This window comes from Fodinibius sp. GM21, from assembly GCF_058386955.1.
The window spans coordinates 670,723-693,837 of the sequence record NZ_JBYEIQ010000003.1 but is presented as its reverse complement, the minus strand read 5'-3'; the positions used below and the strand labels follow the sequence as shown (position 1 = coordinate 693,837).

The following is a 23,115-nucleotide window of genomic DNA, read 5'->3' as shown; positions in this document are numbered from 1 at the left end:
GGCGGGGATCCAGTGGCGGATATACCGCCAATGTACGTCATTTTTGGGTAGGAGTAATCTAAAGGCGGGTTAGGCGTAGCTCATTAGTACTTAGTTTTCTTGATTTTTGTTGAATAGTGTTGATAGGTCCTTACCATCCCTTTCTTTTCAACTAATTTGGCATCGTACATTTCCAAATAAAATGAATTATCATCCTCCCATTTAATTCTAGAAGGTGCTAAGTCGGTTTCATATTCAATAAGCTTTTTTAAACCTTCTTCTGTTAATCTAAAAAGTTGAATTCCGTTTTTATTATAGCTGGCGAATTCTGAACCATTGTATGAAACAGCAAATTTTTCGGATGGTGAAAAAACAGGAGGCCCATACATGGATGTCTTATTTCCGCTTTTTCGGGATACTACTAAATAATTGTTTCCTTCTCCCCATTGTGCTCGGAACACTATCATTTCAATTGAGGGGTAATAATACTCGAAATTATAATCGACGATATAAGAGCTAGGATTGGGCCCAAATGTAATTTCTTCTCCATTCGTTAATTCCAATGACCATTTCCTTTTATTGTTCTTGAGCCGATGTAGAAAATCAATTTGTTGGTTTTTTAAACCATAAACTTCAATTTGCTCGGCTAGTCTGTGAGTATTTTGATATTGTTTAGCAATTATATCTCTAAATCTTTGATCGGGATAAATTTCTGGATAGGAACTGGAATCCGTTTCTGTAAAGGTAAAATAATGAGAAGGATACGTTGGTGGCATATCCTGTGAAAATCCAATTAAGGGAAGAGAAAGACAAAAGAGTGTAAGTAGTATTTTCATTATTTGATATTTATTGAATAGGTACGCCTAACGACCTTGCGCATAAGGTGCGCACGAAAATTTGTTGTTTTGTTAAATAATGAACGAGAAGCTAAAAAGCCAAAAGTTGGCAAAGAATTGGCGAGGTGCGTCCGACTTAATGCGCGGGTTATACTGGGACTGAAAAAGTACAAAACAGCTTTTTCATGAAAGAAGCAGGAAAACCAAAAGCTGCTGAGATTGAATTTTAACGCGGAGGCCGCGACATACTGAACGATAGGCTCTTCGAAAAAGGCAGGAGCACCGGAGACTTTTTTGAAAAAAGCAGGAATGCAAGATTTACCACGAGGGCAGGGAAGCGAAATCTGAAAAAGGCACTGGTGCAGATTGGTAATTCTGGAGAAGCAAACCACAAAAAAGGCTGGAAAATTGAAGCTGTTATTAGCCCAAAAAGAAGCAGAAATTTAGGCCAAAAATTTTAGACAAGCTGTAGTTGGCCGACGCGCAGTATAACGACATTGCGCATAAGCTGCACGCGATGAAATGTTGAGTTAATAAATAATGAACGATGAGCTAAAAAGCCAGAACCTGGCAAGTTTTGGCGAGGCGTGTCCGCTTAATGCGCTGGTTATATTTCTGTGATTTCGTATTACCATGCAGCTAAAGGAAATTTGATGCCAATATTGAATTTCCAACCCGAACCCCTCGAATAAACTGTTCCAGTGTAAGTCTTACCTTGATTTATTTGATATGAAACATCCATTCTTTCGATTTTTTGTAAACCTAAGGAGTACTGAGCACCAATAGTTAAATCTATTTTCCTATACAAAGCAATATTGGCATCCAGACCTGCTTCGGCAAAAAACTTGTTTTTACTTACCGAACTGTTTTCAGCCGTGTAATCAATTCGTTCTGACGAAGTGATATAACTTCCTTTGACACTTCCCAAATAACCAGTTCGGCGACTTGTAAGCCAAGCAAAACCTATTTGTGGTGATAGGCTGACTTTTTCAGTCCATTTTACATTCCGACCAAAATGAATAGGAATCTTGTAGGTTTCTAAACCACTTGAAAAAGATCTTTGGCCAAAAGAATTATTACTGGATGTGTTAAAATAATAGGATTGTGATAAGTCATTGGCAAAAATACCGGTATGTAGTTCCCAATTATTCTTTCTTAAAATAATTGGAAGTCCATACGTCGAAGCTAATCCTAATCCTGGTTGAAGTATTCCATTACTGTTATCAACGGTAAAGGTATGCCTGTTAAAACCAATTGATAATCCTGTTTCTAACGTCACCTGAGCATTTGCAGAAGCAAAAGATAGAAACAATAGGGTGATAAATATTGTGAAGAATTTACTCCATTGATGAATGACTCTCATAATTTTGAATTAGTTAAATGAAGAAATATAACGACCTTGCGCTTAAGGTGCGCGCGAATGAATGTTGATCTGTTAAATAATGAACGGAGAGTTAAAAAGCCAGAAACTGGCAAGTCCTGGCGAGGCGCGTCCCCTTGAAGCGCTGGTTATACTGCCATTATATATTTAAAAGTTTATGACTCCGATTAATCGAAGAATACTAATAATGACTAAGACTGCAGCTCCGTAAGCAGAAGAGATAATGATACCTTTTTGCCAACCCTTTTGCTTATCCCAGTTCTTTATATCTTCACGATAGCTAATCATAATCAGCAGGACGACAACTGTAGTAAAGTATAGAGGATCAATGCCATGACTTTCCAAGAAGATTCTAATCCTATTAGCTAATTCGTCTTTCATAAATAAGGTGGCAGTATAACGGTGATGCGTATAAGCGGCTTACATAACGATTATTAACCTAAACAGAGACTATTATGGAAAACGAAAAAACAAGCAACGACATGCACGTAGGTGGTAAGAGCGGATATGTTGATACGGTTGATAGAGATACGAGCAAAAGCGAGCAGCGGTTATCTGATTTGGTAGAGCGTGAATATGCCGAAGAAATAGCAGAAAAACATATACCTGAAACATTTGTTTGGGAGCGTAATGGAGAGGATGAGATGTCTAAACCGCCTAAATGGATGGTAGAAGCTATGATGGAATATGCAAGCGAGCGGACGTCCGAAGCCCACGGCGAGGTAAGTCCGCTTAATACGCTGGTTAGGTTGCGCCAAGAAACAGACAAAGTTTGTGCGGAGCTACAGGAGGAAAAGGCAGACATTAGTGGTGCAATTAATTGGGGTGATTTGGGCTGCGTAAATGCTGAAAAATGTATTGACCACCACGGAAATGAGTATTACCGCGTGCTAATTGAAGAAGCAAACCCCGATTGTAGCGAATTACAGGCACGAGTAGGTGAGGAGTTAAGCAAGAGAGGGTTTAGAACTTTCGTATGGACACAATGGTAACGCGCAACCTAACGGAGGCGCGCTACAGCTGTGTAATCAACTGCATTAGACTATGAAAAGCTATAATCTAATAATTTAACTGAAATTAGAATACTGGCGGCTAATGGCGAGTTACATCCGCTGATAGCGCTGGTTAGGTGTAATTTAAAACACGGAATTATGATAGAGAAACTGAAAGAAACGGGGATTGACGAGGTGCCATTTGAGGATGAAAATGGAATTGCACACGGAAGCAAAGCCGGATACTTGCAGACAGAATATTTGGGTTTTTGTGGCTGTGGCAACTCTGATGAAGTGATGCTTTGGGTAAAAGAAAAACTTGAGCTATTGGATAATAGCGACTTCCAGCCCTACGAAGATATGCCATATATGTTTTTTGTGTATTGGGCAAATGACAAAGGCTTTGCGGAACATGGAACAACGGCAAGATGCAGTTGGCTTACTGAAAAGGGCAAAAAACTTTTGGCTGACATTAATACAATACTCGAAGAACAGCGGCAAGAATAAATTACACCTAACGACCTTGCGCATAACCGGCAGGCGCCTGAATGTCGAATTAATTATAAATGAAAGGTTAACTAATAAAAGGGAAGTGGGCAAGGCAATGGCGAGGCCTGTCCGCGTTAATGCGCGGGTTATAGGGCGTTTCGAATTTTAGGAAGCGATCATTGGAGTGCGTTGTGATATTGAATTTGGTGACTCAATGGCATCAAGCATCCAACTTGCGACGTCTACACGCGAGATTTTGTCAAAAAGACCATAATAGTCAACTTTTTGTATTTGTCTGGTGGGAGCATCATTTATCAAAGTGGTTGGGCGTACTGCCATCCACTCCAAAGAACTTTCCTTGAGCACACTTTCCATACCCTCTAAATCACTGTATGATAGAGCCATATTGCTGTGTTTGATCATCCACCGAATGATGGGATTTACCCGATTTATACTATCACCAACACCTGCTGCACTTATGGCTATAATTCGCTGGATCTTTGCGTGTGACATCAATTCGACCAGATGTTCTGAAACCTGAGTGGTAAGGTTTGGCGGTGAAACTAATGGCGACCACGGGTTTTTCGGAGACTTACGTTTTATTCCGAGAGCTGATAGGACACCATCCCTGTTTGCAAGTGCAGTCTCGAGGGTAGTCTTATTTAGTACATCTCCTTGAATGATTTCAACTTCGGGTGGAAGGTCACAATTAGTATCAGGACGAACAAGAGCACGAACATGGTGGCCGCGTTTCACGGCTAGTTTACAGATCCATGTACCACAGCCACCAGAAGCGCCAAGCACGAGTAGTTTCATAACTGTTTTTTAATAGGTTAAGCCCTATAACGACCTTGCGCATAAGGGGCGTGCAAAAGAGCTACGAACCTGCTTTAAAATGTACTTCGGAAACTGAACAAATCGAAACCGCCACAGGCCTGCTCACCGAAGCTTGGGTTTTGAAGCGTAGGAGAGCGAGGCACGTCCCATTTAATGCGCGTGTTATACCGCTTTATCGCCTTCTTAATAAGAGTTACTCACTATTGGAAAGTGGAAAGCATAGAGTAAAATTGGTCGGTTGAATAACCAAAGAAATATAAATATAGATCATTTTTCCTAATACACTCATCATAGATCTAATTCCTTTTTCTTACGTTCAATGTATGTCTCGTCATCGGTCTGGGCTCTGTATTCAATTTGTTCGACTGCATCTTGCCCAGCTTGATATCGCAGTTGATTAGAATTATCAGTAGCTGCATCATAAATAACATCAGCCACATCTGCCGGCGAAGATATTTTTTCTGGATCAAATGATTTTTTTGACACTTCCCGCTGTCGAGCGATCGCTTGTTGGTATGATGTTAAATCCTCATTGTGTTGAACATCCATTGAGCGGCCTTGGAAATCAGTGTCTGTTTGGCCTGGTTCAACAATTTTTACCTTCACCCCAATAGCCGCCATTTCAAATGAGAGTGACTCAGATATTCCCTCAACAGCAAATTTAGAACCATTATAAAGAGAAATAAATGGATAAGTGACTTTCCCCGCAGTAGATGAAATATTGACAATAGTACCCGAATGATTTTTTCTAAAATGCGGGATAATTGCCTTTGTGACATCCAGCAAGCCAATGACATTCGTATGAAAGTGCTTGACTATATTTTCGTGGGGAAATGCCTCCAGAGGACCACTTATGCCATACCCGGCATTATTAATTAGCACATCTATTTTTCCAAATTTCTCTATGGTGTTTTGGACCGCACTCTCTATAGATTCAAGGTCCAGTACGTCCAGCCGGGCAACAAACATGTTTTCGAGCTTGGTGAGCTCGTTTTCCTTTTCCGGAGAACGCATCGTGGCCGCTACGTTCCACCCCTTCGATTGAAAAAGCTTTGCCGTCGCCTTGCCTATGCCGCTACTTGAACCGGTAATTAAAACAGTCTTACTCATTGTTGGTTTTTGGTTTTATGTTATTTTTTTAATTAAAAAACAGGCTAGATTATAAAATTAAAATGAAAGTTGGATTCTTTTGAAAATCATTTGTTGCATTGGTGATCATAACCTTACTTAAATTTAATTCCGTCTGAAGTAAATAGATGAGCGGTATAACGACATGGCGCATAACCGGCGCACGAATTAATGTTGAATTAGCAACTAACGAAAGAGGAACCTCAAGACCAAGAGTAGCAAAGGATTGGCGAGGTGCGTCCGAGTTAATGCGCGGGTTAGGCGTAATTTATTCCTTGATTTGTGAAGGAAATGCTACAAAAGGTATACTTATATTTTTAAGGTGTTTTGTTATAACTTCTGCGTAAATTTCATATCCAACTTGTTCCAATTTTTGTTTGGCTTGCTCGTCAATCTTGCGCTGTAATTCCTTTTTATCAAATTGATCTAAACTATATATAGTATTTTTAACATTCTTTTTTAATGTAGATCGCCAAGGAGGACAAAGGAAAATTCGAGGTCGTATCCTATTAATTTCATTAAGTAATTTTGCATCTTCATTTTTTATTTCATGCGCAAGATATTCAATTATATCAATGTCCTCATTTGTAATTTGCACATTGGAAAATTTGTGAGGTTTTGAAAGTATGTCTAAAGTTTTTTGGGCTTCTTTATCTAATTTATCTCTGAAATCTATGGCTACTAGCCCCTTTTTCATCCAATCATTATCTATAGATTTACTTTTTGGTGTGATCTTACGTTTTATATTTTCAACCAAATAATGATGATTAGGACAAAGTGCTACCAAATTGAAATAATGGTCAGGACCTCCATCATCAACCGATATTATATGATGAAGATCAAGCCTGAATGGATAAGGACATAATAAACAATGGCCTTTCTGAGCCCATTTCACAAAGTTTCTAAACTTATCTTTAATATTTCGTGCCACTTTATTTGGCTTTACATCAGTTTTATTTTAGAGGGTCCAACCATATACTACTCCTATTGTTAGTATCCCCCAAGAATATAAGAAAAGCCTCCTGAATCGGCTTTTTTCAGACTCTTTTTCTTCTTTAATACCATTTAACCATACATAAAGGTAAATAGAAATAAAAGGAAAACCGACAAAACCAACAGTACTACCCAGTGCTCCAAAGAAGTTTTTTTGATAGAAAAATGATACCAAAAATGAAAGTCCCCAAATTGCAGGCCAAAAAAACTTTGAGTTAATAATTTTGTCAATCATAGATTACTTATCATTTAATTGAATATAAATGCCAATATAGTTGAAAGAATTACGCCTAACCTAAGCTTATACATATGAATTTATCAATATAGCGGGTACACATAATATTGCAAATGCTCCAACAAATAGTTCCAAGGTGGTTATTCAACGTATTATGTGTATACGTTTTTCCCATCCAATACACATAACATGTACACATAATATATTTTATCTGTAAGGATGTTACCAGTCTGAGGTCTTACCTATAAATATAAATGTGGGGAGAACTGAATATGGGTAAGAGTCGGTTGTTAAAAAAAGTGAGAGAAACCATTAGAAGGAGAAACTATAGTTATCGTACAGAGCAATCGTACGTAAGGTGGATCGTGCGGTTTGTGAAATTTAATGATCTTACGCACCCCACGGAGTTGAGTGAGGACGAGGTCGTCGATTTTTTAAATTGGCTGGCCAACGAAAGAAATGTTGCAGCATCAACACAAAACCAGGCGCTGTGTGCTATAGTCTTTTTGTATAAAAAAGTACTCGATATGCCACTGGGCTCCTTCGATAATCTGCAGCGCGCAAAAGAATCACAACACCTGCCTGTGGTTTTATCTCCGAACGAGGCCAACAAAATCATTTCAAAACTTGACGGTGATTCCCAACTGATGGTTAAACTACTTTATGGCAGCGGTCTTCGTCAGTCGGAATGCCTGAGGCTTAGAATTAAGGACATTGATTTTGAATACAATCAGATTTGGGTGCGCAACGGAAAAGGCAAAAAGGATCGTACAACGGTATTACCCCTCTCTTGCAAACAGAAGCTGAAAGAACAGATCAAAAAAGTGAAGCTGATTCACCAAAAAGACCTGAAGAAGGGATACGGTAAAGTGGTGCTGCCCAAGGCTCTTTCTAAAAAATATCCCCAACTCAATAAATCGTTTGGATGGCAGTACCTGTTTCCCTCAACCAAACGGGCAAAAGATCCCCGTTCGGGACTAATTCAACGATATCACAAATCCTCATCATATTTGCACAAAGCAATAAAAGAGGCCCTTCGTCAAACCAGTATTCTTAAAAAAGTGAGCAGCCATACTTTTCGCCACTCCTTTGCGACCCATCTGCTGCAGGATGGATATGATATCAGAACGGTCCAGGAATTATTGGGACACAAAAATCTAAATACGACGATGATTTATACCCATGTTCTTAAAAAAGGCGGAAAGGGGGTAAAGAGTCCAGTTGATTCGCTACACTGAAACACCTTCAATATTCAACTTTCAACCTTTAGGGCCTGTAATTCTCCCCATCTCGATGACGTCCTCATCCAGCTCGGCAGCTGCTTTTGTTAATTGGTCGGCGACATCGGCATCCACAATGGCTATGAGCCCGATCCCCAAGTTAAAGGTCGCCCGCATGTCATCTTCGGGCACGTTACCCAGCTCCTGAATAAGCTCAAAAATAGCGGGGCGTTTCCATGCCTCCCAATCTAACTGAATAGTTAGTTTATCTGGTACTACACGCTTTGTGTTGCCAATTATACCACCTCCGGTAATATGCGAAAAGCCATTCACGCCTTCCTGATCCCGTAATTTTCGAATAATCGGAAGATATGACTTGTGTACCGAAAGCAGGGCATCCCCTACAGTGGTTCCCAGCTCGTCCACATGATCAGTTACTTCGTATTCCGAAAACAGCACTTTTCGTGCCAGCGAGTAGCCGTTAGTATGCAGACCGGTACTGGGAAATCCCAATAACACGTTACCTTTTTCAATATCCGAACCGTCGATTACTTTTGTGCGATCAACCATGCCTACAATGGTTCCCGCCAGATCAAATTCTCCCTCGCTGTAAATATCCGGCATTTCTGCGGTCTCCCCGCCTATTAAAGCTACCCCATTTTCTTTGCAGGCTTTGGAAAATCCTTTCACCACTTGGTATCCTACGTCCTGCTCAAGTTTCCCGGTCGAAAAATAATCCAGGAAGAAAAGAGGGTCTGCTCCGCAAACAGCAATATCATTGATGCAGTGATTGACCAGGTCTTGACCTACGGTATCATATTTTTCGGATTTGAAAGCGACAATCAGCTTGGTTCCCACCCCGTCTACACTACTCACAAAAACGGGATCCTCATATCTGCTTAGGTCGGGACGAAAAAATCCTCCAAATCCCCCGATATTGTGTAATACCGCGTCGCTGTGGGTTTCTTTTACGAGGCCTTTTATGGATTCGACCATCTCTTCTCCGGCTTCGATATCAACACCGGCATCTTTGTAGGTAACTTTCTTTTTACTCATTACGGTTAGCTGAGAATTAGAGTTCGCTTTTCAAACTGATATGAATATAGCCAACTTGAATCTCGTTTTTAAGAAATATTTCTCCACATTATCCACCGGAAAACATAAATAACATTAAATAAATAATATTTGTAGTACATAGTAGTTACTGTGGATAAGTGGATAACTTTTTAACACACAATATTTAAAAGTTGAAATCGGCAATGTGGATTATTTTGTGGATAACAATCATAGTAAAAACAAGTAGTTAGGGTAATTTATTTTGAGTTATTAACAATTCACAGAATAATGAGTGTCAAGCAAAAAATGTTATCTACACGAAATGTACACTGTATAACTTGTGGAAAATAATATTCTGTTGTTGAAAGCTGTGGAGAAATTTTGTTGGTTTTGGTTGGTCTATTTTAAGAAGAAGTTATACACATACTTATCCACACAGTTATTAACAGGCTTAGATATGAAAGTAGTGCTTCAGCGGGTATCGGAAGCGAGTGTTTCAGTACAAAATGAGCGAGTCGGGGCCATTGGTCATGGACTTATGCTGCTGGTGGGAGTGCATGAAGATGACACCGAAGAGCAAATGCAGTGGCTGGCCGAAAAAATATTAAAACTTCGTGTCTTCGATGATGACGAGGGAAAAATGAATCTTTCGGTTCAGGATGTGGGAGGACAAATCTTGGTAATTCCACAGTTTACGTTGTATGGGGATTATGAGCAGGGAAACCGTCCCAGTTATTTTGAGGCGGCGGGTCCGGATAAAGCTGAGAAGCTGCATGAAGATATGATCGATTATTTTAAACAATATTCCGATCTCAATATTGAAAGCGGCCGTTTTGGTGCTTATATGGACGTCCAACTTCATAATAATGGTCCCGTAACACTAGTCATGGAGCGGTAGGGTCTATATATTATAAATTGTTATATAATTTAGTGTCATCCTGAACTTGGTTCAGGATCTGTAAACGAATTAATTAGTAGATGCTGAAATAAATTCAGCATGACATGAGTCTTTTAACAGCGTAATAGTCATGTCCGTTATATTTCTATTTATAGATGGGGTAGGTCTTGGAAAAGCCGATCATACAAATCCCTTTACACACGCTACCTACCGGGGATTTTCTGCTATGGCCGGGGATCAAGAGTTTACTGAAAAGGCATCGGAGCAAACCGAAACTAACCACCTGTTTAAGTATATCGATGCCCGGCTGGGGGTCGAGGGATTGCCACAGAGTGGTACGGGACAGACGGCCCTATTTACGGGAAAAAATGCACCCAAAGAGATTGGCAAGCACTTTGGTCCTTTTCCGCACTCAGGGATAAAGACCTTTTTAAAAGAACAGAGTCTGTTTATTAAAGCGAAACAGCAGGGCAGGTCCTGCACATTTATGAATGCCTATCCGGATATTTTTTTTAGAAAGGCGCGAAGGCGAAATCGCTGGAGCTGTACTACTCTCATGACGAAAAGTGCGGATATTACACTGAATACTACCCGTGAAGTAAAGGAAGGAAAAGCGTTAACTGCTGAGTTAACACAAAAGGCGTGGAGAGAGCAGCTTGATATTGATGTCCCTGAAATTTCCCCGGAGCATGCCGCAGATCGTTTGTTGGAGCAATCCGAGCGTTATGATCTGTTGCTGCATGAATATTATTTGACCGATAAAGCCGGGCACAGCCAGAAACTGGATCGGGCAGCGGGATTTTTAAATACCTATGACCGATTTTTGTGGCACCTAATTCTAAATAAGACAGGAGACACTACCATAGTGCTGTCTAGCGACCATGGCAATGTGGAAGATCTATCCGTTAAAACGCATACGCTCAATGCCGTTCCGCTTTTTGTATTCGGTCCCAAGGCGCAAAAATTTACCGCCGCAAAACGTATTAGCGACGTAACTCCCGCTATTCTGGAGGCCTTTTAAAATAATTAACTGTTTAGTCAGTAAATTCGATAACATCGGCGCGTACGCCTACCATTACTTTGGTATAGATAAACAAGTTTAGGATGTCCGTATCATAGCGGACATTGGTAAGGGCAAGGCGCTTGCCGTCGATGGTACCGTTATCTTGTTCATAGTTAATCCACAGATCTTCCAGCGCCTCTTTGTAGAGCATGCCGGTGCCTTCCACGCGTCCGGCGGCAAAAGTACTAGTGGTAAATCCGGTGGAATAGCTAAAGCCCAAAACATAAGCCGACTCAGAATATCCTGATACATTCGTTGCGGTAATATTGTAGTTGGCTCGCTCCAGGTTTACCTGGGTTTGATTCGCTGAAAGAAATGCACCGGAGGTTGTACATCCCGAAAGAAATAATGCGCCCAGTATAGCAATCCCGAATATCGTATTCTTCATGATAAGTGTTTTTTAAAGATGAATAAGTTCTATCGGTGATGAAGTTATTCACCTTGTAAAGGAAGGAATGCAGGAAAAACGCTATCGTGCGTATAGGTTTTTCCCTGACTTTAATAAATTGAATGAACTTTAAAAAATCCTCTCTTATCTGCTAAAAGGGGATTTTTAAAGCACTCATATAGTTAGAACCAATTATTTGCTGTCCAGCGTATCCTTAATTCTTCCGAATATTTTTTCAATTGAGCCGACGCCGTCAATGGTTTCAACTACATCCTGTTCTTTATAATAGTTAAGCACAGGCTCTGTTTCCTGGCGATATACAGCCAAGCGATTTTTAACTTTTTCAGGAGTATCATCCGAACGTCCCTCACCGCGGGTCAATATGCGATCTACAAGTTCGTGTTGGGGAACTTCCAGCTGTAGAAAGGCATCCAGGGTTTTACCTTTTTTATCCAAAATGGTATCAAAGGCTTCGGCTTGGGGAACAGTGCGGGGGAACCCATCCAAAATATAGCCGTCACTGTATTTTTCGTCCTTCAGCTCCTCTTCTACAAGGCCTACCACTTTTTCATCCGGTACCAGGTCTCCGGCATCCAGAATGGCTTTTACTTCTTTACCAAGCGGAGTTTCATTTTTTATAGCTGATCGAAAAATTTCGCCGGTAGAAAGGTGGGGGATTCCGTATTCTTCACTGATGAGTTTAGCTTGTGTACCCTTGCCGGCGCCGGGAGGGCCGAAAATAATGATGCGCATAGTTTTTCATTAAGTTAAATGCTTCCGAATTAAGTGATGATGAAAATAGTGCAATCATCAAGTATATTCAACGGTAAAACGAAAGTTAATAGCGTACGGACTGTTTTACATTTGGACAGGCTTATTAATCACAAACCAATATAGAGGTATGAGTAATTCACCCACGTTTTTACGATCAATGGTAATAGTTCTGCTGCTTTTCGTAGCTCATTCGGCAGAGGCACAACAGCAAGCCCGGTTAGAAGCCGGCCCCATGCTGGGCTACGTAGAAATGCAGGAAGCAAATCTGTGGATACAAACGACACAACCGGCTCAATTCGAGTTGACCTACTGGGAAAAGGGCAAGAAGAAGGCTACAAAACAGGTGTTCAGCAGTTCTACGTTAGCGCTGGCGTCCAATACGGCACAAATTAAGCTCACAGATCTGGATCACGGGACGACCTACCAATATGAGCTAACCATTGACGGAGAAAAGGCGGATTTACCGTACAAAACGGAGTTCACGACCCAGCAGCTGTGGCAGTGGCGCAAGCCGGCCCCGGATTTTTCTGTAGCTATGGGATCGTGTCTTTTTATAAATGATGCTGAGTATGATCGTCCGGGCACGCCCTATGGAAAGGGGACAGGTATATTAACGCATATCCACAAACAAGATCCGGATATGATGCTCTGGCTGGGGGATAATGTTTATTACCGCGAACCTGACTTTTACTCCAAGAAACGTTTGGATTATCGCTATCAGGATGCGCGTAATACTCCGGAAATGCAGCCGCTGCTGGCCAAGGCGATTAATTTGGCAACCTGGGATGATCACGATTATGGTCCCAATAACTCTGATCGCTCATACCGCATGCGTCAGGAAGCCCTGAACATTTTTAAGCGCTATTGGGTAAATCCCGGATATGGTATTGCCGAAACGGATGGCGTATTCACTAAATATAAATACAGTGATGTCGAATTCTTTCTGATGGACGACCGGTACCACCGGGCGCCGAATCGCCTTAATAAAGAGGACAAGGATTTTTTCGGCGAAGCACAGCTGCAGTGGCTGATGGATAGCTTGGTAAACAGTAATGCTACGTTTAAGGTTATCGTGGTCGGGAATCAGGTGACCAACAAGATGAACCGGCATGAGTCGCTGGTGGCCTATGGTGAGGAGTATGAGCAGCTTATGGATTTTTTGGATACCCATGACGTTCCGGGTGTTTTGTTCCTTTCGGGGGATCGTCATTTCACCGAGCTGTTAAAAACGGATCGCGAGGATTCATATCCCATTTATGAGTTTACGTCTTCACCATTGAGCAGCGGGACCTATGGAAATTTGGATGAATCCGAAGAATATGATAATCCCCAACGTGTGGACGGAACGTTGGTTTATGAAGATCAAAATTTTGGGATGATGCGTGTTAAAGGAAAGGAAAAAAATCGCCGGTTGATTCTTGAAACCTATGGCTCGGATGGGGAAAAGTTATGGGATTATACCATTCACGAAAAGGATCTCACAAATAAATAGTGGATACGCTGCTTATTAATCATTTTTCGTTCTATATTAATTAGGGAGTCTGTTAGTCATTGACAGACTCCCTATTTATATCCGTCAATAAATTATTTAACACTATGAGTTGGGAAGAAATTTTTAGTTACATCCGAGAAGTATTAAATATTCAGCTGTTTACCGTTAGTGATGTTCCCGTAACAATGGCTTCCATTCTAATATTTTTCCTGCTTCTCACCTTTTTTATTCTTGCAGGGATCTTTGCCCGTAGAGCGATAAACCGTAGAATATTTAAGCGGTTCAATGTTGATGAAGGTACGAGCTATACCCTTTCCCGAATCACGCAATATATTATCATCACAATTGGGGTGCTTATCTCCTTCAACTTTGTAGGGATTAACTTGAGCAGCCTTACGGTAATATTTGGACTCCTTTCTGTGGGTATTGGTTTTGGGTTGCAGAATGTGACCTCAAATTTTATATCGGGGCTCATCATTCTTTTTGAGCGGCCCATAAGCGTGGGCGACCGCGTGGTTGTAAACGATATCGAGGGCGATGTTATTGAAATAAATATTCGCTCAACGATGGTGCGGACCGTTAATAATATTTCCATTGTGGTCCCGAACTCAGAGTTCGTATCCAAAGATGTGATCAATTATTCGCACGGCGATCCTACGTATCGGCTGGATGTCAATGTGGGCGTTTCCTATGGCTCCGATTTGGATACGGTATTAAAAGCGCTCAAAGAGGTAGCCGTTAATAATAGCAGCGTGATGAAAAACCCAGAGCCCGAAGTGCACCTGATAGAGTTTGGAGATTCTTCCTGGAATATGCAGCTGCGTTCCTGGATCCCCAATGTTAAAGACTACCCCAAGATTCGTAATGAACTTAATCAGGCGATTGTACGAACCTTCCGCCAGTACAGTATCGTCATTCCATTTCCCCAGCGCGATTTGCATATGCGCAGCTCGGTAAAGTTGCCGATTGGAGATGAGTAGGATGCAGGTCTCCCCATCCCCGCGTATATGACATTGCTATTAGATGGGGCCGCAGACAGGGCACTTGCAGAACCCGTCTTACAATCACCGTCTGAAATGTTCACCCTGTTCTTTCCACCATCGGTGGTTTTGTAGAGTCAGCCCCCGTAAAGCCGGTATAATAAGTGTTTGGTTGATTGGGATGACTGGTAACAGCTACCGAACGTCCACCACGAAAGGGGGCCGATATTTCTATGCTGTAAGTTTTGCAGGCAGGGGGGCTTCGAATAGCTACCCCATCAATGCCTTTGGCTTGGTCTGATCCGCCAAAACGCTGGCTTCAGCATAGAATGAAATCCCAATAAAAAGCAGAACAAAAACCGTGATCATGCCCAATCCACGGTTTTGATTAGATCTGAAGAAAGTAATGAATTAAAAATTGTGAGTATCGTTAGGTAATAAAATATGAATTTAAATTAGATGGCCAATTTTGTGAGGTGTAATCTTTATGTATTATCGTTATTTTCTGCTGTATGAAAACAACCGGATTTGTAGCCAGACGTTATTTATTTTCGCGCAAACATATCTCGCTGATCTCCACGCTTACCATCATTAGTATTATCGGGGTGACTATTGGCACCGCGCTTCTTATTGTCGTGCTTTCGGTGTTTAATGGTTTTTTTGATGTGATCCAGGGATTGCTTCTTCAGAACGATCCCGATCTGCGCATAGAGTCGACGGCTTCTAATTCCTTTCTTTTTACGGGAGATATGGAGCAGAAGCTGTCTGATATTCCGGAAGTCCGGGCGATGGCGTCGTATGTAGACGGGAAGGCGCTGCTGGCATTTGAGCACAGTGATGACAAAGTGGTGCAGGTGCAGGGAATTGATCCGGATGAATATTTTGAGGTGAATAATTTTAATGAAAGTATTAATGAGGGTTCGCTGGATTTATCTGTTCGCAATCAAAGGCCGGGGATGCTGGTTAACCGACAGGTGATGAATGAGCTAAATCTAAGAATTGATGATGAAGTGGTCTTGCTGAGCGCTGCGGGAATGCGAAAATCACTGACCCAGTTTTCACTTCCTCGCAGTTTTCGCTTTCAAGTTCGAGGCAGCTATTCGCAGCTTCAAATTACCGAAAGTCCCGGAGTGTTTATTGATAAAGAAGCGGCACAGCGCTTGTTTGAAATGCGGAATAGGGTTTCGGGCATAGATTTACGAATAGCCGATACCGATGAGGCAGAATCTGTGAAAGAGAAACTGCAGGCTTCAATGGGATCGGAGTATAAGATATCTACCTGGTATGATTTGCAGAAACCGCTCTATGATGTGATGTACCTCGAAAAATGGAGTTCCTATGTTATTTTAATGATCATCGTATTGGTGGCGGTCCTTAATATTATTGGATCACTCACAATGATTGTTATTCAGAAAAACCGGGATATCGGCATTCTGCTAACGATGGGTTTTACACCGTCGGATATCAAAAATATTTTTGTCAGGCAGGGATTTTACATCGGCATAATCGGTTGTGTTATTGGCGGGGGGATAGGATTGCTGCTTAGCTGGATGCAGCAACAGTACGGTCTCATAAAGCTTTCTTCGGCCTTTATAATCGATGCCTATCCGGTGAGTATTAGTTATGTGGATGTTAGTATCGTATTGGCGGGAAGCTTGGTGCTTTGTCTGTTGGCCAGCTGGTATCCGGCAAAAAGAGCTGCGCAGGTTGAACCGGCTGATGCGATCAGGTACGATTAAGGAGTTACTCCTGTAGTCCTAATTTTTTGCAGATATTACCAAGCTGTTCGAGTTCTTTATCGGAAAGCACATCAAACTCCTTTTTTATTCGTTCCAGATGTTTAGGAAAGTAATTGGATATAAATTCTTCTCCCTCATCGGTAAGATGTATCAGCATTGATCGCCGATCTTCGGGGTCTTGGTGCCGTTCTACCCATCCGCTTTTTTCTAGGTTGTCGATTACAAGGGTAATGTTACCTCCGCTTTTAAGAAGTTTTTCTCCCAGCGCTTTTTGATTTAGCGGACCCAAATGCAGCAGTGCTTCCAACACTCCAAACTGACTAATAGTTAAGCCTACATCGCTGAGCTGCCGGTTCAATCTATTGTTTAGGGAATCGGTGGCACGCATCAGTTTTATAAATGCGTTTAGCGTCTTTTCCTCTCTTTCGCTGCCTTGGTAATGTGTGCCCATTACTTCTAACCTGAATTATTGAATATTAAATTGCGCAGGGTAAAATATATGATAATGACGCTGGGAAAGCTACTAAAGCTCGTAAGTAATTGTCACGGGGGCGTGGTCCGATAAATCCCATTCCATTTCAATCGTGGCTTCTTGGGCGGCACTCAACATTTGGGGGCAGCTCATGTGGTAGTCAATGCGCCAGCCTTTGTTTCGCTCCTTGGATGCCGCACGATAGCTCCACCAGCTGTATAGGTCTTCTTCGTCTTTATGCAGGCTTCGGTACACATCCTCAAAGCCGGTTTGCAGCAGCCGGGTAACCCATTCGCGCTCTTCGGGTAAAAATCCGGAGGTGTTTTTATTTCTTTTGGGATTATGAATGTCGATTGGTTTGTGACAAATGTTGTAATCACCGCACATTACGATCGGCTTCTCTTTAGAGAGAAATTTCTGGGCATAGGGGAGGAAGTAGTCGAGAAATTCCATCTTTAGATCTTGTCGTTCGTCGCCGGTGGTTCCGCTGGGCGCATAAATGGAAAAGACATACAAGTTATCAAACTCGGCCATCATCACGCGGCCCTCACTGTCAATCCAGTCTACGCCTATTCCTTTTTTGATGCGGATGGGTTCCTGCTTTGATAAAATGCCCACGCCCGAATAGCCTTTCTTTTCTGCGGTATGATAGGCTTCATGATAATCCAGCTTCTGTACCGGCCCCGGGACTTGGTGCTCCATGGCCCGAAGCTCCTGCAGGCAAATTATATCGGGATCGGTTTGGTCAATCCAATCCGTAAAGCCGTGGCGATGTGCCGCTCGAATGCCATTGACGTTTAAGGATGATATTTTGAGCATCGGAGAAAGGTAATTATTTAATTTTAGGTTAACAGTATTTATGATATCTAAATCAATTACTTCGCCTTCACAATCGCATAATTCCGCTTGCCTACCTTCAACGTAAACTCGGTATCATCCTCGAACATTACACTATAACCTTTGTCGGATACCTTCTCATCATCTATAGATATACCGCCCTGCTTTATCAGTCGCTTTGTTTGTCCGTTACTGTCCGTAAAGCCCGCATCCGAAACAATATCCAAAAGACGAACTTCCGTTCCGGATTCGTATTCCAGGGTAGGAGCATCATCGGGTATCTCATCGCCGACAACTGTTTTTTCAAAGTGTTCCCGGGCAGCGTTGGCGGCTTCTTCTCCATGGTACATGCGTGTGATGGTCAGGGCTAATTCGTGCTTGGTGTTGCGCGGATCCTTTTCCGCTTTCTCTTTGTATTTGGGCAGCTCATTCACATCAATATCCGAGAGCAATTCAAACCAGGAATAAATAAGATCATCAGGAATAGACAATACCTTACCGTACATATCATTGGCATCTTCGGTAATGCCGATGTAGTTATCATATGATTTCGACATTTTCTTGGTCCCGTCGGTTCCGACCAAGAGTGGCATCATAAGGGCAATTTGTGGTTCCTGACCATCGTCTTTTTGCAGTTCACGGCCTACGAGTAAATTAAATTTCTGATCGGTACCGCCGAGTTCTACATCCGAGTGCAGATGTACAGAATCCTGTCCCTGTGCCAACGGGTACAAAAATTCGTGCAATGAAATAGGTTCATTATTTTCGTACCGCTTGGAGAAATCATCACGCTCAATCATGCGGGCAACGGTCAGCTTTGAGGTTAACTTAATTACATCCTCAAAGTCCATTTTGCCCAACCACTCTGAATTATATACGATGGTAGTTTTATCTTCATCTAAAATCTTTGTTGCCTGATCGAGATAGGTCTTGGCATTTTCTTTAATCTCTTCAGGAGAAAGTGCGGGACGTGTCTCATTTTGTCCGGTGGGGTCACCAATCAAGGCAGTGAAATCACCGATAATGAGAATCGCTTCGTGCCCTAAATCCTGAAACTGCCGCAGCTTTCGCAGGATGACCGAATGGCCCAAGTGAAGATCGGGACGCGTGGGATCGCAGCCAAGCTTTATCTTAAGGGGTTTATTTTCATCGTTTGATTTTTTGAGCTTTTCGACAAGCTCTTCTTCAGGTACAATTTCAACCGTACCTCTTCTAATTACGTCAAGTTGTTCTTCGACAGGTAAAAAATTCATAAATCGTTAGGAATTGCTCTGTTCTAAAAAGGGAAAATTTTCAATTGGGTTATATTGCTCGAGTGTCTTCTGGATAGTCGTCGTAAAATCCTCGGCGCCGGGATATACGGCAGCAACCGTATCATAGGCCCATGGTGCCAGATAGATAACATAAGAATAAGTAGCTGAATTTTGTCGGGCTTCTTTGGAGGGAAAACTGAATCCGGCCAGAATGAGCAGGATAGCACTAATAACGATGCCGCTTTTTAGAAAGCCGAATGCGGCACCTGCGATGCGATTGATAAAATTCAGCTTAATGGTTTCTAAAAACTTTTTGCTTAAAAAGGCGGCAAGATGAACAAGGGATAACGTGCCCACAAAGATGATAATGGCCGAAATAAAGGGAATAAAAGAAGCGCCTTCTTCGAAGAGTGGGCTAATTGCTGCACTTACCGGTTCCATATATTGGAAGGTGAGAAAAACGCCTAAAATGATACCGACAATACTGAGCACTTCCTTGATGATTCCATTTGCAAATCCGCGGTATGCGAAATAAGCAATAGGAATCAGGATTAGGAAATCAATCAGGTTCATCAGAACAGGGGGTTTAAGAAAGTTCCTCTTTAACAACTTTGCTGACTACAGATCCTTCGGCTTTTCCTTTTAGCTCTTGCATTAGAACGCCCATAACTTGTCCCATGTCGGACATATCTTCGGCGCCAAGCTCCTTAATCTTCTCTTTAGCTTTATCACGGACTTCTTCCTCCGAAAGCATCTTTGGGAGATAAGAATTAATAACCTCCAGCTCCTCCTTTTCAGCATCGGCCAGATCGTTGCGATCACCTTTTTCAAATTGCTCGATCGATTCCTTGCGCTGTTTGGCCGCCTTCATGAGCACTTCAATGGTTTGCTCGTCAGAGAGCTCGCCTTCACCACCCTTGCGTTCACTGATTTCACGCTCCAGCAGTTTCGACTTTAACGACCGCAGCACGCGTAGTTTATCCTGTTCTTTATCCTTCATAGCCTGCTTGAGATCGGCCATGATTTGTTCTTTGATAGCCATAAAAGTCGATTTTAAATTGTTGAGGGTCTAATAAGATCATAAAAAAAGGCTCCACCCACGCGTGCGGATGCAACCTTTTTTATCAAATAAAGAAAAAATGCTTAGTCTTTGTTCTCGTTGATAAAGTCCTGCACGTTTTCTTCATCGATAATGGCTTCTTTGTAACCATACTTATTGTTAGCTGTCTTCTGAGCTACAATAACTTTGGCCATACGCCGGTCGCCCGACTTTTGCTCTTCTTCTTTGGTTCCAAATGTTTTCTTCTTAGCCATGATGCTGGTACTTAGGTATTACTTATTTAATTTCTTTGTGAACGGTGTGCTTGCGAAGAACCGGGTTGTACTTCTTCAACTCCAGTCGGTCGGGAGAATTTCGCCGGTTCTTTGTAGTATGATACCGCGAAGTCCCTGGTGCTTCGGTGCATTCTAAAATTACTTGTACTCTGTTTCCTTTTGCCATAATCCTTTAGTTTCTGGTTATCAGTTAGTTGTTATTTGATGAATGGAATTCAACAACCAATAATATCTAACTGTTAACTGACTTAAACGTCTTTAATGAGAGTTCCTTTTTTTCTTGCTTCTTTAAGCACGGCATGGATGCCTTTCTTATTGATTGTGCGAAGCGTTTTGGCAGAAACTTTCAGTGTAACCCACCGATCTTCTTCGGGTATATAAAACTTCTTCTTTTGCAGATTCTGCTGAAACTTATGCTTCGTCTTATTATTTGCATTTGATGAGCGATATCCATTCTGCGCTCCTTTTCCGGTAATGTCATCTTTACGTGCCATGATACGAATAAAACGTTATTTTACATTTCTCAGATAGACTGGAAAAATAGGCTTATTCCCCAAAAAGATCAATGTTTCTTTTAGAGATATTTTTTTCACATATTAAGCCGTTCTGGGGGAACAAAAACAGGAACTTTTGGAAGACTGCCATTAGGGGATAAATTTGATTTACGAGCATATCTCGACATTTGTCAATAAATGCCATCGCTTTCTTTGATTTTGCTTATTTATGCCCTATTTTCAGGCGTCTTCATCATTATTTTAAACCCCATTCATACCCATATTTATGGCGAAAACTAAAGGATCAGATTACAAGGCGGAAAATATTCAGGTTTTAGAAGGTTTGGAGGCCGTTCGCAAACGTCCGGCGATGTACATCGGGGATACCGGTCAGCGCGGACTTCATCACCTTATAAATGAGGTCGTCGACAACTCCATTGATGAGGCCATGGAAGGTCATTGCGATATGATGGATGTTACTATTAATGAAGACGGTTCCATTACGATTACTGATAACGGTCGTGGGATACCGGTCGACGAACATCCCAAAATTAAATTGCCTGCCGTTGAGGTTGTCCTAACCAAGCTGCACGCCGGTGGTAAATTTGATAAAAATACCTACAAGGTATCCGGTGGTTTGCACGGTGTTGGTGTTAGTTGTGTAAACGCACTTTCCTCTCACTTTTATGCGGAGATACATCGCGACGGTGAAATTTATGTGATGGAGTTTGAGCACGGGGCAACCGTTCAGCCATTGAAGGTGAAAGGCAAGACCGACAAAACGGGAACCACCATTACGTTTACCCCTGATCCCGAGATTTTTAATCAGACTACGGAATTTAAGTGGGATATTATCGCTGAAAGGATGCGTGAGTTAGCATTTTTGAATCCTCAGATTACGATCAATCTGGAAGATAAGCGTGAAGATGATCTCTCCGAAACATTCCATTATGAAGGTGGAGTAAAGGACTTTGTTCAGTATCTGGATGAGGATCGGGAAACCATGATGGAAGAACCGATTTTAATTGAAGGTGAAGTTGATATGGTGCCCGTTGAGCTGGCTATCCAATATAATGGCAGCTATTCTCAAAATGTGCACTCATACGTTAATAATATTAATACGCGCGAAGGCGGAACTCATATTTCCGGTTTTCGTCGAGCCCTTACCCGTTCGCTTAAGAAATACGCAAAAGATAATAATCTTATTAAGAGCGATATTAGCGTTTCGGGAAGTGATTTTCGTGAAGGAATGACCGCTGTACTGAGTGTGAAGGTTCCGGAGCCCCAATTTGAGGGACAGACGAAAACAAAGCTGGGTAACTCTGAGGTGCAAAGTGCGGTTGAGGTTATTGTTTATGAACAGATGAATGAGTACCTGGAACGTAATCCCAAGATCGCAAAAAAGATTCTCGAGAAGGTTATTCTCGCGGCTGAGGCCCGACAGGCAGCAAAAAAAGCTCGAAAGCTTATTCAGCGCAAAAGCGCGATGAGTGGTGGCGGGTTGCCCGGAAAACTGGCCGATTGCTCAATAAAAGATCCCAAGCAAAGTGAGATTTACCTGGTAGAGGGTGATTCCGCCGGGGGATCTGCCAAGATGGGACGTAATCGTAGTTTCCAGGCGATATTGCCGCTTCGGGGTAAGATCTTGAATACGGAAAAGGCCAAGATCAACCGTATTCTGGAGAATAATGAAATTCAGGCCATGATTACGGCTTTAGGAGCTGGAGTGGGGCATTCTGAAGATGATTTCGATCTTGAAGAATTACGGTACCACAAGATAATTATTATGACAGATGCCGATGTGGACGGTTCCCACATTCGAACTTTGTTGCTTACGTTTTTCTATCGATATATGAAACCCCTTGTGGAAGGCGGTCATGTATATATTGCAATGCCCCCGCTTTACAAAATTACAGACAGCCAAGGCAATATTGACTATGCCTGGGATGAAGAAACCCGGCGAAAGTTGGTGAAAGAGCACAGAAAATCTCGCTATAAATTTGATGTTTCTCGCTATAAGGGGCTTGGGGAAATGAATCCCGAGCAGCTTTGGGAAACAACAATGGATCCCGAAACACGAACCCTGCAGCAGGTAACGGTAGATAATGCCGCTGCTGCTGATAAACTGTTTTCTCGATTGATGGGATCTGATGTACAGCCTCGGCGGGAGTTCATTGAACGTAATGCCAAGTACGCAACACTCGATATTTAATCTAAGTGATAGAGTGCGAAGTGTTGAGGTTC

At 42.0% G+C, this 23,115-nt stretch carries 27 protein-coding genes; 9 read left to right on the top strand and 18 right to left on the bottom strand.

The features are described from left to right. Window positions 1-83: 83 nt before the first annotated feature. The 3 genes from ACT3IB_RS10305 to ACT3IB_RS10295 form a co-directional block, all read right to left on the bottom strand. The gene (locus tag ACT3IB_RS10305; RefSeq protein WP_491538926.1) at window positions 84-815 is read right to left on the bottom strand and encodes a hypothetical protein; all 732 of its coding nucleotides are present in this window, start codon (window positions 813-815) and stop codon (window positions 84-86) included. 628 nt (window positions 816-1,443) lie between these two features. Beyond that, the gene (locus ACT3IB_RS10300; protein WP_491538925.1) at window positions 1,444-2,178 is read right to left on the bottom strand and encodes a hypothetical protein; all 735 of its coding nucleotides are present in this window, start codon (window positions 2,176-2,178) and stop codon (window positions 1,444-1,446) included. A gap of 165 nt (window positions 2,179-2,343) precedes the next feature. After that, complete coding sequence (locus ACT3IB_RS10295; protein ID WP_491538924.1) at window positions 2,344-2,577, bottom strand: hypothetical protein; 234 nt, start codon at window positions 2,575-2,577, stop codon at window positions 2,344-2,346. A 74-nt stretch (window positions 2,578-2,651) separates the two neighbouring features. Here ACT3IB_RS10295 and ACT3IB_RS10290 point away from each other — a divergent pair, with 74 nt between their 5' ends. Both ACT3IB_RS10290 and ACT3IB_RS10285 read left to right on the top strand, forming a co-directional pair. Further along, window positions 2,652-3,188, top strand: coding sequence for a hypothetical protein (locus tag ACT3IB_RS10290; protein ID WP_491538923.1), 537 nt, complete (start codon window positions 2,652-2,654; stop codon window positions 3,186-3,188). 159 nt (window positions 3,189-3,347) lie between these two features. Beyond that, on the top strand, window positions 3,348-3,695 hold the full coding sequence (locus ACT3IB_RS10285; protein WP_491538922.1) for a hypothetical protein: 348 nt from the start codon (window positions 3,348-3,350) through the stop codon (window positions 3,693-3,695). Window positions 3,696-3,842: 147 nt separating this feature from the next. Here ACT3IB_RS10285 and ACT3IB_RS10280 read toward each other — a convergent pair whose 3' ends face one another. From ACT3IB_RS10280 to ACT3IB_RS10265, 4 genes are all read right to left on the bottom strand, one after another. Beyond that, window positions 3,843-4,493 (bottom strand): NAD(P)-dependent oxidoreductase, encoded by a 651-nt coding sequence (locus ACT3IB_RS10280; protein WP_491538921.1) that lies wholly within the window; start codon window positions 4,491-4,493, stop codon window positions 3,843-3,845. 309 nt (window positions 4,494-4,802) lie between these two features. Beyond that, window positions 4,803-5,624 carry an SDR family oxidoreductase gene (locus ACT3IB_RS10275; RefSeq protein ID WP_491538920.1) on the bottom strand — a complete coding sequence of 274 codons (822 nt, stop codon included), beginning with the start codon at window positions 5,622-5,624 and terminating at the stop codon, window positions 4,803-4,805. A gap of 286 nt (window positions 5,625-5,910) precedes the next feature. Beyond that, window positions 5,911-6,573: an HNH endonuclease gene (locus ACT3IB_RS10270; protein ID WP_491538919.1), complete on the bottom strand. Its 663-nt coding sequence runs from the start codon at window positions 6,571-6,573 to the stop codon at window positions 5,911-5,913. A gap of 27 nt (window positions 6,574-6,600) precedes the next feature. Then, complete coding sequence (locus ACT3IB_RS10265) at window positions 6,601-6,870, bottom strand: hypothetical protein (RefSeq protein ID WP_491538918.1); 270 nt, start codon at window positions 6,868-6,870, stop codon at window positions 6,601-6,603. A gap of 254 nt (window positions 6,871-7,124) precedes the next feature. On the opposite strand from ACT3IB_RS10265, the gene ACT3IB_RS10260 reads away from it, so the two are divergent. Beyond that, window positions 7,125-8,108, top strand: coding sequence for an integron integrase (locus ACT3IB_RS10260; protein WP_491538917.1), 984 nt, complete (start codon window positions 7,125-7,127; stop codon window positions 8,106-8,108). Window positions 8,109-8,129: 21 nt separating this feature from the next. On the opposite strand, the gene purM is transcribed toward ACT3IB_RS10260, so the two are convergent. Next, window positions 8,130-9,146, bottom strand: a complete 1,017-nt coding sequence (gene purM, locus ACT3IB_RS10255) for a phosphoribosylformylglycinamidine cyclo-ligase (protein ID WP_491538916.1) — start codon at window positions 9,144-9,146, stop codon at window positions 8,130-8,132. A 457-nt stretch (window positions 9,147-9,603) separates the two neighbouring features. On the opposite strand from purM, the gene dtd reads away from it, so the two are divergent. Next, entirely contained in the window at window positions 9,604-10,044 is a 441-nt protein-coding gene (gene dtd, locus ACT3IB_RS10250) for a D-aminoacyl-tRNA deacylase (RefSeq protein WP_491538915.1), read from the top strand. Between the two features lie 130 nt (window positions 10,045-10,174). Beyond that, window positions 10,175-11,065 (top strand): hypothetical protein, encoded by an 891-nt coding sequence (locus tag ACT3IB_RS10245; protein ID WP_491538914.1) that lies wholly within the window; start codon window positions 10,175-10,177, stop codon window positions 11,063-11,065. 13 nt (window positions 11,066-11,078) lie between these two features. Here ACT3IB_RS10245 and ACT3IB_RS10240 read toward each other — a convergent pair whose 3' ends face one another. Continuing rightward, entirely contained in the window at window positions 11,079-11,495 is a 417-nt protein-coding gene (locus ACT3IB_RS10240; protein ID WP_491538913.1) for a DUF6567 family protein, read from the bottom strand. A gap of 192 nt (window positions 11,496-11,687) precedes the next feature. Further along, on the bottom strand, window positions 11,688-12,248 hold the full coding sequence (locus ACT3IB_RS10235; protein ID WP_491538912.1) for an adenylate kinase: 561 nt from the start codon (window positions 12,246-12,248) through the stop codon (window positions 11,688-11,690). A 148-nt stretch (window positions 12,249-12,396) separates the two neighbouring features. Between ACT3IB_RS10235 and ACT3IB_RS10230 the strand changes: the two genes are divergently transcribed. The 3 genes from ACT3IB_RS10230 to ACT3IB_RS10220 all read left to right on the top strand — a co-directional run bounded on the left by ACT3IB_RS10230 (window position 12,397) and on the right by ACT3IB_RS10220 (window position 16,480). Beyond that, the gene (locus ACT3IB_RS10230) at window positions 12,397-13,761 is read left to right on the top strand and encodes an alkaline phosphatase D family protein (protein WP_491538911.1); all 1,365 of its coding nucleotides are present in this window, start codon (window positions 12,397-12,399) and stop codon (window positions 13,759-13,761) included. 104 nt (window positions 13,762-13,865) lie between these two features. Next, entirely contained in the window at window positions 13,866-14,741 is an 876-nt protein-coding gene (locus ACT3IB_RS10225) for a mechanosensitive ion channel family protein (protein WP_491538910.1), read from the top strand. Between the two features lie 512 nt (window positions 14,742-15,253). Continuing rightward, entirely contained in the window at window positions 15,254-16,480 is a 1,227-nt protein-coding gene (locus ACT3IB_RS10220; protein ID WP_491538909.1) for an FtsX-like permease family protein, read from the top strand. Window positions 16,481-16,484: 4 nt separating this feature from the next. On the opposite strand, the gene ACT3IB_RS10215 is transcribed toward ACT3IB_RS10220, so the two are convergent. The 8 genes from ACT3IB_RS10215 to rpmB all read right to left on the bottom strand — a co-directional run bounded on the left by ACT3IB_RS10215 (window position 16,485) and on the right by rpmB (window position 20,871). Next, window positions 16,485-16,931, bottom strand: coding sequence for a MarR family winged helix-turn-helix transcriptional regulator (locus tag ACT3IB_RS10215; protein ID WP_491538908.1), 447 nt, complete (start codon window positions 16,929-16,931; stop codon window positions 16,485-16,487). Window positions 16,932-17,003: 72 nt separating this feature from the next. Then, window positions 17,004-17,771 (bottom strand): exodeoxyribonuclease III, encoded by a 768-nt coding sequence (locus tag ACT3IB_RS10210; RefSeq protein ID WP_491538907.1) that lies wholly within the window; start codon window positions 17,769-17,771, stop codon window positions 17,004-17,006. 56 nt (window positions 17,772-17,827) lie between these two features. After that, window positions 17,828-19,042 carry a tyrosine--tRNA ligase gene (tyrS, locus tag ACT3IB_RS10205; RefSeq protein WP_491538906.1) on the bottom strand — a complete coding sequence of 405 codons (1,215 nt, stop codon included), beginning with the start codon at window positions 19,040-19,042 and terminating at the stop codon, window positions 17,828-17,830. A 6-nt stretch (window positions 19,043-19,048) separates the two neighbouring features. Then, the gene (locus ACT3IB_RS10200; RefSeq protein ID WP_491538905.1) at window positions 19,049-19,615 is read right to left on the bottom strand and encodes a CvpA family protein; all 567 of its coding nucleotides are present in this window, start codon (window positions 19,613-19,615) and stop codon (window positions 19,049-19,051) included. Window positions 19,616-19,628: 13 nt separating this feature from the next. Further along, entirely contained in the window at window positions 19,629-20,084 is a 456-nt protein-coding gene (locus tag ACT3IB_RS10195; RefSeq protein WP_491538904.1) for a GatB/YqeY domain-containing protein, read from the bottom strand. Window positions 20,085-20,185: 101 nt separating this feature from the next. Further along, window positions 20,186-20,356 carry a DUF4295 family protein gene (locus ACT3IB_RS10190; RefSeq protein WP_491538903.1) on the bottom strand — a complete coding sequence of 57 codons (171 nt, stop codon included), beginning with the start codon at window positions 20,354-20,356 and terminating at the stop codon, window positions 20,186-20,188. A 22-nt stretch (window positions 20,357-20,378) separates the two neighbouring features. Continuing rightward, the gene (gene rpmG / locus ACT3IB_RS10185) at window positions 20,379-20,543 is read right to left on the bottom strand and encodes a 50S ribosomal protein L33 (protein ID WP_095607703.1); all 165 of its coding nucleotides are present in this window, start codon (window positions 20,541-20,543) and stop codon (window positions 20,379-20,381) included. Between the two features lie 82 nt (window positions 20,544-20,625). Beyond that, window positions 20,626-20,871 (bottom strand): 50S ribosomal protein L28, encoded by a 246-nt coding sequence (gene rpmB, locus ACT3IB_RS10180; protein ID WP_491538902.1) that lies wholly within the window; start codon window positions 20,869-20,871, stop codon window positions 20,626-20,628. 286 nt (window positions 20,872-21,157) lie between these two features. Here rpmB and gyrB point away from each other — a divergent pair, with 286 nt between their 5' ends. After that, on the top strand, window positions 21,158-23,083 hold the full coding sequence (gene gyrB / locus ACT3IB_RS10175) for a DNA topoisomerase (ATP-hydrolyzing) subunit B (RefSeq protein ID WP_491538901.1): 1,926 nt from the start codon (window positions 21,158-21,160) through the stop codon (window positions 23,081-23,083). Window positions 23,084-23,115: the final 32 nt, after the last annotated feature.